Raw genomic sequence first — 15,242 nt, 5'->3', positions numbered from 1 at the left:
CGACCGAGTTCCAGCCTGAACACGACCGAGCCCCGGCTTAGTCGTGCTGGCTGCTGAGGATGTCGACCCGAGGGTTGGAGGTGCTGATGTTCGGGTCGATCGGCACGTCGATGAGCAGCGGCTTGCCCTGGTACTGCTCGATGATCCCGCGCAGATCCGCGAGGTCATGCAGGCGCTCGGCGTTGAGACCGAGCGAGCGACCGTAGGACGAGAAGTCGATGTCGGGGTTCTGGAAGTTGGGCGACCGACCGTAGAGGCTACGGAAGCCCTGGTCGACCATGCCGAGGTGACGGTCATTGAACACGATGACGATCAGCGGGATCCCGTAGCGCGCACAGGTGGCCAGCTCGTTGCCGCACATCATCATGCTGCCGTCGCCACACACACACACGACCTGGCTGAGGTGGCCATAGGCCAGCTGCATGCCGATCGCGGTGCCAATGCCCGAGCCCATGCCGCCGAGCCCCAGCGAGACCCAGAACGCGTCGGGCCGCTCGACCGCGAGGTTCTGCGCGGTGAACAGCATGTGGTTGCCGATGTCGCAGCAATAGGCCGCGTCGGGACCAATGACCTCTTTGAGCGCGGGCGCGATGATGCGGGGATCGTGGGGGGCCTTGCTGTCGAAGGTTGCCGGCGCTTCCGGGCGCGGCCGGAACATTCGCGCCCCGCGGTCGCGCTGCAGGATCAACTGCGGCGCCGGAGTGGGCAGCAATTCTTGAATCAGCTGCAGGGTGCGACCGAGGTCGGCACACATTGCGAGGTCCGGCGCGTAGGACCGACCCATGCGGTGCGGGTCGTGATCCAATTGGATCATCTGGCCGTACTCGGGGCGCAGCACCTCGGCGTAGCCGGCGGTGGTCGTGTCATCGAAGCGGCAGCCAATCGTGAGCAACAGGTCGACAGGCTCGGACATGTACGCATGCGCGTTGCCACGATTGCCAACACCAAACACACCGAGCGACAGCGGGTGGCTCTCCGGGAACACGCCCTTGCCCTCGATATCGGTGAACACCGGAATCCGCAGAGTCTCGGCGATCTCGAGCACGAGCTGGCCGACCCCGGCCCGCTTGGCGCCAATGCCCAGCATGATCGCCGGACGGGTCGCGCTGTCGGCCGTACCGCCGAGCATGTTTGCGATCTGTCGGCAGGTTGCGAGATCTGGCTCGAGCCCGCGGCTGATCAGCGCGGGCATGCGCGAGGGCAGCACCGACGAGTGCGTGAGGTTGACAGGCAGGCTGACGAACGCGGCGCCGTGCGGTTGTTGACTGATGACCGACAGACCCTGATCGACGATCGTCGGGGCCCGCTCGGGTCGCAACGCCAACTCCGCGAATTTCGTCAGCGGCCGGACCATCGTCATCAAGTCGAGGCCCGATGCGCTGCCATCTTGCAGCGGTGAGCGCCCGAAATTTCCCATGTCCGACTCACCAGAGAGCACCATCACCGGGAGCTCGTCGCGACCTGCGGATGCGAGGCCAGTGAGCGCATTGAGAGCGCCCGGCCCCGATGTCACTGCAACCACTCCAGGACTGCCCGTCGCCCTTGCGTATCCGGCCGCCGCGTACACGGCCATGGTCTCGTGTTGGCAGGTCACCATTTCGATGCCAGCGCCATACAGGGCGTCGAATACGGGGGAAATGGTGCCTCCGGGAATTCCGAACACGCGGTCAATCCGGTGGCGAAGCAGCACTTCGGCGATCTGGTCGGCGACACGGGTCTCCCGTTGGGCGGGTACCGCTCGCGGCACGAATTTGTGGGAGGAATTGATACTCATCGGATCTCTCCGTCCTTACGCGACCAAGCGACTGTACGGCCACAGTTGCCGCTCAGCACCGGATAACGGGATGCTATCGCTTTCTGTTGGGAATGACCAGCAACTGTTCGCGTGGGGCAAATCGCCACAGCTGTATTGAACACATATTGGTATGTAGGCCCTGGGCGTAGGTGTGTGTTCATCGGAGCCTTCGCGAGGGCGCGCAGATCGAATTCGAGCGCTCACAGCGAGCGGATCGCCGGCAGCAACCACGCCCCGGCCGCAATCAGCACGAGCAGTCCCACGAGGTTGAGCCGCGCGCCGAAGCTGACCATCGTTGGCAGTCGCACCAAACCCGTGCCATACGCGATCGCATTGGGCGGCGTCGACACTGGGAGCATGAACGCGAAGCTTGCAGCGAAGGTCGCGGTCAGCACCAAAGCAACAGGATCACCGCCAGCTTGCACACCAAGCGGGATGATGATCGGCAACAGCATGCTGACAGTCGCGGTGTTGCTGACCAACTCGGTCATGTAGATGACGAGTGCTGTCACCACGAGCAACACCAAGAGCGGGGGTGCGCTCTCGCCGAGCCACGCGTCGACCGCAGTTCCGATCGCGCGGGCGAGCCCAGTGTCTGTCGCCAATCCACCCAGCGCCAGCCCACCACCGAGCAGGAACACAGTTCCCCAGTCGATCGTCGCTGCGCGCGTCCAGGTCATCAGGGCGGGCCTGTCACCATCTCGCGTGCGTGGCTCCGCCGGGATCACAAACAGCAAAGTGGCGGCAATCATGGCGACGACACCTTCGGGCAAAGCCCGCTGGGCCCACGCCGTCGCCAGCGCATCTTCACCAAGTGAGAGCCTGAGCAACGACGGCGCCAACCACCCGATCAGGGCCACGCCAAACACGCAGACTGCCCGGCGCTCGGCGCAGCTCATCGGGCCCAACGCGTCGAGCTCGCGCTGGACCGAGTCGGTCAAGCCTTCGACGTAGTCGAGCGCTGGCGGCCACCGCCGTCGGGCCAGAACCAGCATCGCGAGCAGCGACACGACGCTGACTGGCACGGCGTAGGTCATCCATTGCAGAAAATCGATACGGATCCCCACAAAATGATCGAGCTCGGCGACCGCGATCATGTTGGCGGCCGTGCCGATCGGGGTGCACAGGCCCCCAATCGAGGCCGCGCAGGCCAGCGTAATCAGCATCCCTTCTTCGAAGCGACGCTGCTTGGCGAGGGTCTCGGGATCGGGCGGGCACAGCTTGCGAATGCTCGTACACAGGCCAACGGCGATCGGGATCATCATCGCCGTCGTCGCCGTGTTGTTGATCCACATCGAGAACCCGAACGCCGTCAGCGCAACGACGATCATCGAGCGCGCGGGGGAGCCCCGCACGAATTTCCGCGTCATCAACCACAACGCCGCGCGCCGATCGAAGCCGTGCACGGACAGCGCCTGCGCCAACATGAAGCCGCCAATAAATAGAAAAATGAGGGGGTGCGCGAACGGTGCGAACACCTGTTGAGCCGGGGCCACGTCCAACACCACCGCGAGCGTGGGCGCGAGCAGAGCAGAGATCGCAAGCGGGATCGCTTCGGAGATCCACAGCACCACGGTCATCCCGGCGATCGCGGTGACTCGATGTGCGGCCGGGCTCAGGCCGGGCATCGGCAGTAGCAGCAGACCGATCAGCGCCAGCGGCGCGAGCACCAACCCCACCTTCGCGCGGGTTCGATCGAAGCAAGCCTCGGCTTCGCTGCTCGCAGTCGCGACGGCGCGCGCGTCAGCTCCCTCGATCACGCCCGAACGATATCGGTTTTTTTCCAACCCCCACAGGCGACTTCGCGCTTTGTTGGCCAGCGGGCTGCGCCGCGCCCGAACAGTGACTGTGGAGGTTTGCGACGGGCCCGCCTGGGTCGATCCGCGACGGTCGGTCACGCCTCCGCGCTCGTTTTTCCGAAAAAAAATCTGCGCGTGGCGGTCGAATTTCGAGCCGCGCGAGGGTCCGCAGGTCACGCCAGTCCGCTAGGATGAAGACGCTCGATTGTTTTCAGCTCGGGCGAGGGCTTCTCGCCCGCTCGCGGACGCTCTCTCGCAGGCATACTGGGGCGAGTTCGCCGTCGATCGTGGACCCGTCCACTCGCCCGAGCTGAACCCCCAGCTCTGATGCACCCGGAACGACGAGATCTCGACAGCGACTGGCGCGACCTGCTGCGGCGGTCGTCCCTGCCAGCCTTGCTCGCGCTGGTGGTGTTCGTGTGGCTGGCCAACAGCTCGGGCTTGCTCAGCAGCAACGATGGATCCCACCTGGCCTTGGCGCGGGCGCTGGTCCTGCGCGGGCACACGCAGATCGATCCTGATCGCGGCCTGACCCTCGAGGTCGACCTCGCACAACGAGGTGGTCACGCCTACTCCGACCGCCCCCCCGGCACCGCGTTCGCGGCCCTGCCTGGGGTGTGGATCGGCGACCGCCTCGACCCGCCGATGTTCGAGCGGGCCATGCGACAGGTGCAGGCCAAACGTGACGTCGACCCCCTGCCCGCCGCCGGGCCCTACATCGCAACCTACGCGAAGCGAACGGCCGGAGGTGCCGTCGCCGGGCCTCGCCTCGCGCAGCTGATCGGCACCTCGCTGGCGATCTCGATCCACGCGGCGCTCGTTGGGGTGGTGGGGCTGTTGCTGCTCGCGGCCTCGCTGCGCCGCTTCGGCGCGCCAGCGGCTGGGCTTGGCCCGCGACTGTTCGCGCTGGCGTGCCTGGGTCTGGCCTCGGCGTGGGGTCCGTACTCGAGCGCGCTGTTCTCCCACGTGAGCGCCGCGACGGCGGTCGCTGGCTTCTTGCTCGGGGTCGTCGTGCTCGCCACGGCGCGCGACCAGGCCCGCTCGCGTCGAACCCTCGCAGCCGTCGCGGCGTTGACCGGGCTCGCCGGCGCGTGGGCGATCTCGTGTGACTACTTGCTGCTGCTCGCGATTGTCCCGGCGAGCTTGCTGGCGATTCAGGTCCGCGCGTGGCCGGCCGTGCTGGTTGGCACGATCCCGATCGTGGTCGCGACCCTCGCCTACCACCACGCGGCGTTCGGGGGCGTGTTCGAGGTTGGCTACGATCACCAGCAGAACTTCGAGTTCGCCCGCGAGCGCGGCACGACCTTCTCGGGCAATTTTTTCGACGGCGTGTGGACGCTGTGGGGCCTTGGCCGCGGCGCGGGCCTGCTCGCTCAGTCACCGATCACCTTGGTCGGGCTGCTCGCGCTGCCGGTCATCGCCTGGCGCGAGCGCGACTCGAACGACGCGTCGTCACGAACGCAGATCACGGCCGCGCGCGCGCTGCTGGGCTTCGTGCCGTGGGTCGTCGTGCTGGCCCTGCACCGCACCCCGTGGGGCGGCAACACCGAGGACCACCGCTACTTGATCCCCCTGCTCCCGTTCGCGGCCCTTGGCCTGGGTCTGGCGTGGGCCCGCGCGAGCCCGCTGGTCCACGGGGCCCTGGTCGCGCTGGCCCTGGCCTCGGCATTCTTGGTCTGGCGTCCGTTCCTCGCGTGGCACGAGACGCCGGCCTTTGATCGGCCGGCGCTGGGAGCCGCCGCCGCCGCGCTGGTGCTGGGTGTCGCCGCTGTCGTCGCGGGGATCCGGGCGGGGATCGGGGCCGGACCCGCCGCGCTGCGTCGGAAACTACGAGCTGGTCCGGCTTCGTGGTAGCCCCTGCGAGGGCGTGACCGACGAGCGCACAGGTTCAGCACCAGCACAAACGCCCACGCCCGCGCCAACCGGCCTGCGGCGGGCGCACGCGTGGGTGTCGACGACCTACTTCGCCGAGGGCTACCCCTACTCGATCGTCAACAACCTGGCCGACATCCTGTTCAAGGAGCTCGGCGCGTCGCTGCAAGTCGTCGGCCTGACCTCGCTGTTTCACCTGCCGTGGAACCTCAAATTTTTGTGGGGGCCCTTCGTTGACGACTACGAGACCAAGCGCCGCTGGCTGCTTGCCAGTGAAGTTGCGATCACGATCGTGATCGTGCTGCTCGGGCTGCTCGCGGCGGCCGGCTCGGCTTCGTTGGTTGCGCTCGCCGCCGGGTTCGTGTTGCTGGCCATGCTGTCGGCGACGCACGACATCGCGATCGACGGCTTCTACCTCGAGATCTTGTCCGAGCGGGACCAGTCGACCTTCGTCGGCTATCGAGCGGCCGCCTACAAGGTCGCCGCGCTGCTGGTCAAGGGCCCGCTGATCGCCGTGTGTGCGCTGCTTGGATGGACCACGGGGTTGCTTGGGGCGGCCCTGCTGATGGCGCTGTTGCTGGGGATCCACGCGTGGCTGCTGCCGAAGACCGAGACCCCGCAGCGACCGTGGACGACCCTGGCCAAGCTCGCGAGCTGGCGCACGCTGCCGTTCTTGATCATCGCCGCGCTGCTGTTCGCGGTCGAGCGCTGGTGGGGGACGGGGAGCTCGTTGCTGCGGGCGTGGCGCGAGCTCGACGTCGCGCCCGCGTGGCTGGCCAAGATCAGCGTTGGCAGCTGGATCGGCATCGCGCTGCTGGCGAGCTTGCTGACGCTGCTCGCCGCGCTCCCGCGCCTGCGTCGGCGCATGAACGCGGCGAGCGAGCGCGGGCTGTCGAGCTACGCCAGCACCTTCGTCAGCTTCCTCGACCAGCCGAAGATCGGCGTGATGCTGGCCTTCGTGCTGTTGTTTCGGACCGGCGAGTCGTTCCTGCTCAAGATGAGCTGGCCGTTCTTCGACGACGTCGTTGGGCTCGAGCTCGAGTCCTACGCGGCCATGCAGGGCGGCGTCGGGACCCTGGCGATGTTGGCGGGGACGATCCTCGGTGGTCGCCTGATCGCCCGCGACGGGCTGCGCAAGTGGATCTGGCCGCTGGTGCTCGCGCAGAACCTGCTCAACCTGCTGTACATGGCCCTGGCGATGAGCCCCGATCCCAGCGCGGTGTCGGACACGGTCGTGACCGCGCTGCTCGGCGCCGAGAACTTCGGCTCGGGGCTGGGGACCGCGGCGTTCATGGTCTACTTGATGCGGACCTGCGACCCTCGCCACAAGGCCGGCCACTTTGCGATCGTCAGCGCGCTGATGAGCGTGAGCTTCACGGTCGCCGGGGTGCTCAGCGGGTTCTTGGCCGACGCGCTCGGGTTTGCGACCTACTTCGGGTTCACGTTCCTGGCCACGGTCCCCATGATGGTGCTGATCTTCTTCGTGCCGCACCTCGACACAGGCCGGGCGACCGGCGAGTGAGCTGAGGCGTGGGGCGAGTTCGCGCGGGCTCTGATCCGGGACCAGTTCGCTGCTGTCGGTGAACATTTACTTGCTCGTCTAGGCTACGCTTGGGCGCATGAGCGCAGAGCTGCACAGGCTAATCGACGCGACCGGGGGCGGGTGTTGTGTGGTCCGTGGCGACGGCACGATCGAGGCGGCATCGCCTGGCTTCTTGGCCCTGACTGGCGCGCCGCAGCAGCTCGCCGGGCAGGCTCCGTCCGCAGTGTTCGCAGAGCTCCCCGCGCTCGATCGACTAGGGGCCGCGGTCAACGAGCAGTCGCCCGTGTTTCGTCACGTTGGCGCCGACGGGGTCGGCCGCGAGCTCGCCGCTGCGTATGTCTTGAACACCGGTGGTGTTGCTGGCGGCGTGTTGGTGCTCGTCGATCGCAGCGGCGAGGCTCGGCTGCGCCGCGGGCAAGTCCGCCTCAGCCGCGAGATCGACGACCTCGAAGCCCAGCTCGCGGAGCGCCAACGCCAGCCGCAGCGCTCGCGGATCCGCTCGATGCCCGAGCTCATCGGGCGGCTCGAAGAAGCGGTGATGCGAAGCCGACGCTACAAGCACGACGTGTCGTGCATCTCGCTGCAGATCGAGATGCCGATAGACCTCGAGCACCACGAGGACTTGGCGAAGAGGATCGGCGAGACCCTGGTCGGCTGTGTGCGCGGCGTCGACGAGCTCGGCAGCGCGAGTGTTCGCCGTGAGTCCTCGCCCGAGCTGAGCACGGCCCACCGCTGGGTGTTCGTGCTCCCGCATACGCCGCTCGCCGGCGGGGAGATCGTCGCCACCCGGGTGTTGACCCGGCTCGCGGGCATCGACCTCGCCCGCGTCGGCCTTGGCGTGGCCCAGGTCGGCGCCGAGGAAGCTGGCAGCGCCGCGGTCGAGCGCGCCGACCAAGCCAGCGCGCAGGCGCTGGAGTCCGGGGGCGGCGTGTTGCTCGCCGTCGCGCTGATCTAAATCGGGCCTCGAGGGCCTCCCCAAGCTGCTGGAACCACCATCGCCCCCGCGACCGGGCAAGATCCTGTAACCTGCCCCGACCGCTCGGCCGGAGACTCCGGCCGGATCGAGGGACAACGACCTTGCTCGCGCCACTGCTCAGCCTCTCACTCATGCTCGCGCCGCCGGAGACTCCGGCCGAGTCCGACTCGAGAGTCCAGCCTACTGGCTCCGAGTCTGGCTCCGAGTCCGGCTCCGAGTCCGAGTCCGGCTCCGAGTCCGAGTTCGGCGAGCTCGAGGTCGATCCAAACACAGCGCAAGATCCCAACGACCCGTCGTCGGGTGGGTTCGGAGCGCTCGCGCCACTGCCAACCTACACCGAAGACCCCGTCGACGAGGCCGGTCCGCCGCCCGTCGTCGACGAGCCGGTCAGGCCCAAGCCAAAGCCAGAGCAGGGCTTCATCGTCCCCGAAGACTTCGGCCCGTTCTACGAGGCCGAGCCAGTCAGCGAGGTGCGGTTCCCCGGCGACGCCCACCGGCCCGATCGCGAGCACCCGTTCGCTTCTGTCGCGGGCGGCACGTTTTGCTTCGTCGAAGACAGCGCGTGCGGGGCCTCGCTGATCGCCGACGCCGACGTTGGCGTGGGCCTCAACGTGATCACCAGCTCGCGCGGCTTCGACGTGCCCTACACCCAATTTCGGGTCCGCGGCGGGTTCACGCTCCGCCCGCTCGTGCTGGCCAAGAAGCGCTGGCACAAGTGGGGCGTCGGGGCGGTCGGCAGCTGGTCGCTGGCGTCCGGCTCGATCACCGCGACCAACCGCGACCCCGAAGATCCCAACGTCGGCGTCGCCGAGACCGACGCGATCAAGACCATCCGCGTCGGGCTGATCAACCAGCTGTGGCTCTCGCAAAAGCGCAACGCGCTGCACGTGGACTTCACGCTTGGCGCCGCGAACAGCTCGGTGCTCGACTTCTCCGGCCGCTACTGGGGCACCCAAGCGGAGCTCGGCCTCGGGTTTGGCGGCTGGGGCGGCCTGTACATCGCGGGTGACTTCTTCGACGGTGACACCCGCGTGTTCATGGGCATGCGTGGCCACGCGATCGCGACCGCGCCCATGATCGCGCTGATCGTGCTTGGCCTCGTGGCCGGGGGGGTGGCGCTGTGATCAACTTGCTGCTGCCCCTGTGGATCAGCTTCGCGCCGGGCACACAGCCCACGGATGCGGCCCCGCCCGACCCAACGGACGCGCAGGACGCTGCGCCCGCAGAGCCGGTAGCGACCCCCGAGCCCGTTTCGCAGCCAACCCCCGCGGCCGCTCCAGTCGAGCCCGCGCAAGACCCTCCGGCGCTGACCCCCGTCGAAGGCCCGAGCGGGCCGCCGTACTACACCGAAGCCGACATGGATCGGCTTCGCGAGCGCTACGGCGTCGCCAAGGATCCTCGGATCGAGCCGCGCAAGCCCAAGTGGCGCTGCCTGATCCCGGATCCCACCTGTGGATTCGGCGTCGAGGTCGTCGCGACCACGGCCTACGCCTACCGCGCCCGGCAGGGCAACATCTCGGTCGACGGCGCCTTCTTCGACTGGAACTCGGCCCGGGTCGCCTACGACCTGTGGCTCAACTTCCCGGCCCACGTCCAGACCCTCGGCACCTACAAATTCACGCGCCTGACCCTTGGGCCCAAGGTCGCGATCGTGGCGAGCGACAACCAGGATCTGTGGGGCAACATGGGCCTCGCGCTGCGCTACTGGTTTGGAACCGAAAAGTGGTCGCCCGCGCTCGAGTTCAGCTCGGCGCTGAGCTTCAAGCTCGTCGGCGAGGACAACGGCCTGACCAGCACCCGGCGCTCACCGGTCGGGATCACGGCCGACATCGGGATCAACATTGGCGGCTGGGGTGCGATCATCGTTGGTGGTCAGTACGACTCGCCGCTCGCCCGCGAAGAGATCCCTGAAAAATTTCGGATCTCCGCTGGCGGGCAGATGTTCGTTGGGTTCCGCGGCAACATCTTGTGGGGCGTGCCCGCGGCCGCAGCCGTCGGGACCCACATCGCGCTTCAGCGCGCGGCCCCGGATCAACCCTAGTCGGACTTGGTCCCCGACTTGGGCTCGGACCCGGTCGCTGACTTGACCAGGTAGAACAGCGCGCCAACGACCATCGCGATCAGCAGCCACTTGATCCACGAGGACATCAAGCGCAGCCCCACGATCGCGCCAATGATGACGAGGATCACCAGGCCGGCGCGCTTGCTGAGCCACGCGAGCGGGCCCTCGCTCGATGCCACCTGGTCGTCCTTGTCTGCCACGGCCGGATCGTGCCCGATGCGCCCGCGGGGGTCACCGCGAACGAACTTGCGCAGTTCAACCCAACCCCACCCAGCCCAGCCCGGTCCAGCCCAGCCCACCTCCGCTGCTCGCGCAGTGGGGTGAGAAGCAGGCGCGTTGCGCGATTTCGCTCTCTAACGGTAAGGGGCCCGTAAAACTCGCAAATTCTTGGTGCAGGTTTGCACCAACGAATGAAAACAAACCGGCGGTCCGGGCGTCAAGGGCCCTCGATGAGTCTGCGCAAGCCCTTGGTTTCGGTGTCGCTCCTCTCCCTCACCGCGCTCGCGTTTGGGCTGGGTCTGAGCCACCCCGACGAGGCCGAGGGTCGCCGGATCCCCATGCAGGAGGCCCAGCTCGACGAGATGATGTTCGAGGAGCCCATCATGGACCACGAAGGGTTTGGATTCGCTGCTGCGCAGTTTCGGTTGGATGACATGCCGCTCGGTGGGACCACGGCGCCCACGGTCACGCCCCACGCCGGCAGCCATGGCGGCACCTTGGCTCTCGACGCTCACGGCGTCCTCGTCCTCGACCGCGACTCCGGCAAGCTGGTCCGGACCACTCGTTCGGGTGAGCAGCTCGCCAGCCTGGATTTTGGCGTTGGCGCGGGCGAGCTGGTCTCGGATCCCAAGCACGAGCTGGTCTACGTCGCAGACCGCCAAGCCAACAAAGTGGTCCGGATCCAGGCCGGCGCGCGCAGCTTCACGGTGCTCGACAGCGCTGCGATCCGCGAGCCCCATGGCCTCGCGCTCAGCCCCGACGGCGCGACGATCTACATCACCTCGGTCGCCAACCACGAGCTGGTCGCGCTCGACACCCAAACCATGCACCCACGCTGGCGGCTCGAGCTGGCGGCCGAGCCCCGCGGGGTCGCGGTCTCGGCAGATGGCAAGCACGCGATCGTTGGGTTCCTGACCACGGGCGCGATCGCCAGCGTCGATCTGGGGACCAGCCCAAGCGCCAACTATGTGACCCTGGATCCGGCCCAGCGCGTCGGCACGGATCCATTCTCGGGTGAGTTCATCAACGGTGCGCCGGCCAACTTCGACGCGCCACGCTTCAACGGTGGGGATCCTTCGCTCGCCGACGTCAAGGACGTTGGGCTTCGCTTCGCTCGCAACACCTACGCGGTTGGCTATATCGGCAACGATCTCGCGATCGCGCCCCATCAGCTGAGCACGCCGCACCTGCCCTCCAACGGGTTCGAGGACACCGGCTCGTACGGCGGCGGCGGCGGGTTCACGGCGCCGATCACCCACCGCGTGGCCATGATCGACGCCGAGAACAGCTTCGCCCCCAGCCTCGCGTTCGCCGAGATCGGGGTCCACCAGCCTCGCGCGCTCGCCTACGACGCCGGGTCCGACACGCTGTACTTGGCCGGCTACGGCAACGATCAGATCATGGCCGTCGCCCAGGTCTCGCAAGCGTCGATCCACCTGAGCTGGATCAGCGTCGCCCAGTCCGCCAGCGGGGCGTGCGGGCCCGATGGGCTCGCGGTCGACGGGACCAAGCTGTTCGTTCACTGCGAGCTGGATCGCTCGCTGGTCCATATGGATCTGGCAACGGTCGAGAGCTTGGGCGCGCCCTCGGCCACGCCGCTTGGCGCGTCGCTTGGGCCCAGCTCACGGTCGGCGTCGGCCCAGCGCGGCGCCGAGCTGTTCCGCCGCGGGCAAGATCACCGCATCTCCACGGGCGGGGTCATGGCCTGCGCCAGCTGCCACGCCGAAGGCCGGACCGACGGGCTGTCATGGCGGATCGAAGGTCACAACCTGCAGACCCCGTTGCTCGCCGGTCGCGTCGCCGGCTCGCATCCGTTCAAGTGGGACGGCAAGGACAAGGACCTGCAGACCAGCTTGAGCAACACGGTCGGTCGGCTTGGGGGTTCGGGGCTGTCGCACACCGACGTTCGGGATCTGCAGGCCTTCCTGGAGAGCCTGCCGCAGCCGGTGCCACCTTCAACCGACGACGCCAAGACGATCGCCCGGGGCAAGGCGGTGTTCGAGAGCGCCGAAGCAGCCTGCTCGGCCTGTCACGACGGGCCCACGTTCGCCGACGGGCAGCTGCACGATCTCGCCGCCAACATCGGCAGCGTCGACACGCCGTCGCTGATCGGCCTGGCGCACACCGCCCCCTACTACCATGACGGCAGCGCACGAACGCTGCGGGCGCTGCTGACCGACAAGGGCAGCATCCACGACATGGGCCAGACGGCGCACCTCAACGAGCGGCAGCTCGGTGATCTGATCGCCTACCTCGAGAGCCTCTGAGTAGTGCTCAGCTCGGGCGAGACTTCTGTCCGGTACACTCGGGCGCCTGCTCGCTGCCGTGGGTGAACCAGTCTACGAAAGCGTCCGCTAGTGCCACACACCCTAAGTTCGTTCCGGGTTATGCACGGCACTGAGGCCCAATGGCAGTGTCGCAGCTCCTAGCAGTACGCTAGCGGGCGAGAAGCCCTGGGTGAACCAGTCTACGAAAGCGTCCGCAAGCGGGCGAGAAGCCTTCACCCGTAGAGAACCCCCCATGATCTCGACGAATGTCCGCACACGCGCACGCTTGGCTCGGCTCGCTGGCCCGGCCTGCCTGGCCCTGACCGCCGCGGCGCTGCTCGGTGGCTGCAAGCCCGACCGCGCCAGCCGGCACCCCGGCGATGAGGTCTCCGCTGACACGGATCCCGCCGCGGCCCTGCCCGAGCCAACGGGTGATCCAATCGTGTTCGCCAGCGTCGGCGTCCCGCACGGCGCCGCGATCACGATGATCGCCGTCGACCCGCTCGGCGGCGCCGCGCTGAGCCGAGACGCGAGCGGCGGCGTGCGCCTGTGGCCCGCGCTCGACGGCTCGCGCGAGCCCTTGGTCGTTCCGATTCGGGATCCCCGCTCCATGGCGCTGGCCTCCGATGGCGCAGGCGGATGGACGCTCGCGCTGCTCGACGCGGCCGGCGGCGGGCGGATCGTTGGCGTCGACGAGTCTGGCAAGATGCAGCCGCTCGCAAGCCTGAGCCCCACGGATCCACTCACGGACATCGTGGTGATGCCCGGCGGCAAGCAGCTGGTCGCGGTCGGCGGTGACCATGTGCTGCGGCTGCTCGATCCCCACGGCGCCGAGCTGTCGCGCCTGGATCAGGCCGGACTGCGAGCGGCCTCGCTGCGCGTGGCGCCGCAGGCCGAAGGCGGCCCGCAGGTCGTGGCGCTCACCGCTGGCGAGTTTGATCGGGGCGAGGGCCGATTCGCCGTCGAGCTGCTCCCGCTGTCGATCACCGACGCCAAGCTCGCGCTCGCGGGCCAGCGCCAGACCGTGCACCTGGACTCCCCACCCACGGTCGACAACCCCAGCGTGTCCCCCGATGGCCGGTCGGCCGTGTTCATCCAGCGCCAGCGGCTTGGCGGCGCGACCTGGATGGTCATCGCCATGCAGCTCGAAGACGGCCGGCAAGTCTCGGTCAACAGCCAGATCCCCAACGGTGTCCAGCCGCGCTTCGGGCTGTTGCCTCGCGGTCGGGTGCTAGTCGACGACGGCACCGGGCTCGGCCACGTGGTGGATCTGCAAGACCGCGACGTCGAGCTGACCGGCCTGCGCAGCAGCCCCACGATCAATCACCTGGCCGCGACCTTCGTCGCCGGTCTGCGGGTCGCGCCTGCGAGCAACTGGCTCGCGGTCCACGACCTCGACAGCGACGATCTCACCTACCTTGGCTACGAGCAGATCAGCGTGACCGATGCCGGGCTGTCGCCCTCGGCCCAGACCGTCGCGTGGGCGCTGAGCGATCGCGTCGCCGTTGAGCGGGCCAGCGATGGCGATCGGGTGGTGGTCGAGGTCCCCGGGACCCGCGGCCACGGCCAGCGCTTCGTCGAGTTCCTCGACGAAGAGCGACTCTTGATGCTGGACTGGGCGGGCGGAGCTCAGCTCGTGCGCTGGCGCGATGGCACGGTCACCAGCGCCGCGGATCTCGGCAACAACATCCAGACCGCGGACTTCGGGCGCAACGGCACAGGTGACGGCGTGCTGTTCGTCCGCACCAACCTCTGGCAAAACCCGAGCGTCGTGGAGGTCAGCGACGGCCGGTTTGACGGCCGCTACCTCACCCACGCGAGCGCCAACCTCGCTGGGCTGCTCGCGCCCCGCGACGCCGCGCTCGCCAGCTGGGGCGCGTGGACGATCGACGGCGCCGGCAAGCTCCGCAATTTCACGCTGGCGCAGCTCCGGCCCGGGCTCGACACCGAGGCCGCCCTGGCGACCGGCGAGACCCTGAGCTTTGGCACGCCCGAGCAATTCGCGGTTGGTGCCGACAAGACCATCTACTGGGTGCGTACGACCGGGGCACGCCCCACCCTGCACCTCGAGCGGGGCGACGCCAGCGACGAGCTGCAGCTGCCGGCCGGGTTCGTGAGCATGATCGTCCCCAGCCGCGAGGGTCGGCGGATTGCGATCGTGCAGCAGCGCGACCCCGGTCAGGTGGTCACGGTCTATGACACGCGCAGCCTGCAACCGGCGTGGGCCCAGCCGATCCCCGCGGTCAACGGCATGTCGTGGTCCGACGCCAGCGAGGCCCTGGCGATCCCCGCCATGCTCGGTGGTGGAGTCGTGCTGAACGCCGAAGATGGCACCGCCCAGACCGCCCGCTGCGGACTGGGCTTCGAGGTCCGGCGCACGCCGCCCGTGGTGCAGGGCTTCTCCAACCAGCTCAGCGTCTGCGAGATCCCCTAGTCCGGTCACGGGTGAGCACTAGCGTCCTTTGGGTCTGCGGGGGTCGATGTGCTGATCGGGCAGCGCGCACGACCCGTGAGGGTCCCTCCGGGCACGGAGGGCTCAAGACGCTAATTTGCGTTGTCATGGATCGCTGTCGGCGAGGTTGGGCTGTGGCTTCGGTGGGGCACTCGCAACGCCCTCTTATTGTGCCCGGAGCGACCCTCACGGGTCTTCTGTGCGCTTCTCGTCGTTCGAGACGGCGGCTACACGCTCGGGATCGAGGGGCGTCTTGG

At 68.1% G+C, this 15,242-nt stretch carries 10 protein-coding genes; 7 read left to right on the top strand and 3 right to left on the bottom strand.

The window, feature by feature from the left end:
- Positions 1-37 precede the first annotated feature (37 nt).
- Both DB30_RS20770 and DB30_RS20765 read right to left on the bottom strand, forming a co-directional pair.
- On the bottom strand, positions 38-1,774 hold the full coding sequence (locus DB30_RS20770; RefSeq protein ID WP_146659868.1) for a thiamine pyrophosphate-binding protein: 1,737 nt from the start codon (positions 1,772-1,774) through the stop codon (positions 38-40).
- A gap of 221 nt (positions 1,775-1,995) precedes the next feature.
- A complete protein-coding gene (locus tag DB30_RS20765; protein ID WP_052551662.1) occupies positions 1,996-3,555 on the bottom strand; it encodes an SLC13 family permease in 1,560 nt (519 codons plus the stop codon).
- A gap of 366 nt (positions 3,556-3,921) precedes the next feature.
- Here DB30_RS20765 and DB30_RS20760 point away from each other — a divergent pair, with 366 nt between their 5' ends.
- From DB30_RS20760 to DB30_RS20740, 5 genes are all read left to right on the top strand, one after another.
- Positions 3,922-5,448: a hypothetical protein gene (locus tag DB30_RS20760; RefSeq protein WP_052551660.1), complete on the top strand. Its 1,527-nt coding sequence runs from the start codon at positions 3,922-3,924 to the stop codon at positions 5,446-5,448.
- 13 nt (positions 5,449-5,461) lie between these two features.
- Positions 5,462-6,988 (top strand): AmpG family muropeptide MFS transporter, encoded by a 1,527-nt coding sequence (locus DB30_RS20755; protein ID WP_165703862.1) that lies wholly within the window; start codon positions 5,462-5,464, stop codon positions 6,986-6,988.
- Between the two features lie 97 nt (positions 6,989-7,085).
- A complete protein-coding gene (locus tag DB30_RS20750; RefSeq protein WP_146659864.1) occupies positions 7,086-7,964 on the top strand; it encodes a PAS domain-containing protein in 879 nt (292 codons plus the stop codon).
- A 122-nt stretch (positions 7,965-8,086) separates the two neighbouring features.
- Complete coding sequence (locus DB30_RS20745; protein ID WP_052551655.1) at positions 8,087-9,109, top strand: hypothetical protein; 1,023 nt, start codon at positions 8,087-8,089, stop codon at positions 9,107-9,109.
- Positions 9,106-10,026 carry a hypothetical protein gene (locus DB30_RS20740; protein ID WP_052551653.1) on the top strand — a complete coding sequence of 307 codons (921 nt, stop codon included), beginning with the start codon at positions 9,106-9,108 and terminating at the stop codon, positions 10,024-10,026. Before DB30_RS20745 ends, DB30_RS20740 begins: the two co-directional genes overlap by 4 nt.
- Here DB30_RS20740 and DB30_RS20735 read toward each other — a convergent pair.
- Entirely contained in the window at positions 10,023-10,247 is a 225-nt protein-coding gene (locus DB30_RS20735; RefSeq protein ID WP_146659859.1) for a hypothetical protein, read from the bottom strand. The two genes, DB30_RS20740 and DB30_RS20735, sit on opposite strands and share 4 nt — an antisense overlap.
- Positions 10,248-10,523: 276 nt before the next feature.
- On the opposite strand from DB30_RS20735, the gene DB30_RS20730 reads away from it, so the two are divergent.
- Both DB30_RS20730 and DB30_RS20725 read left to right on the top strand, forming a co-directional pair.
- Positions 10,524-12,533 (top strand): c-type cytochrome, encoded by a 2,010-nt coding sequence (locus DB30_RS20730; RefSeq protein ID WP_052551649.1) that lies wholly within the window; start codon positions 10,524-10,526, stop codon positions 12,531-12,533.
- 253 nt (positions 12,534-12,786) lie between these two features.
- Complete coding sequence (locus DB30_RS20725; protein WP_146659855.1) at positions 12,787-14,967, top strand: WD40 repeat domain-containing protein; 2,181 nt, start codon at positions 12,787-12,789, stop codon at positions 14,965-14,967.
- The last annotated feature ends 275 nt before the right edge of the window (positions 14,968-15,242 follow it).

Origin of the sequence: Enhygromyxa salina (genome assembly GCF_000737335.2) — a bacterium.
GTDB lineage: Bacteria > Myxococcota_A > Polyangia > Nannocystales > Nannocystaceae > Plesiocystis > Plesiocystis salina_C.
This window is presented reverse-complemented; position numbering and strand designations above follow the sequence as displayed.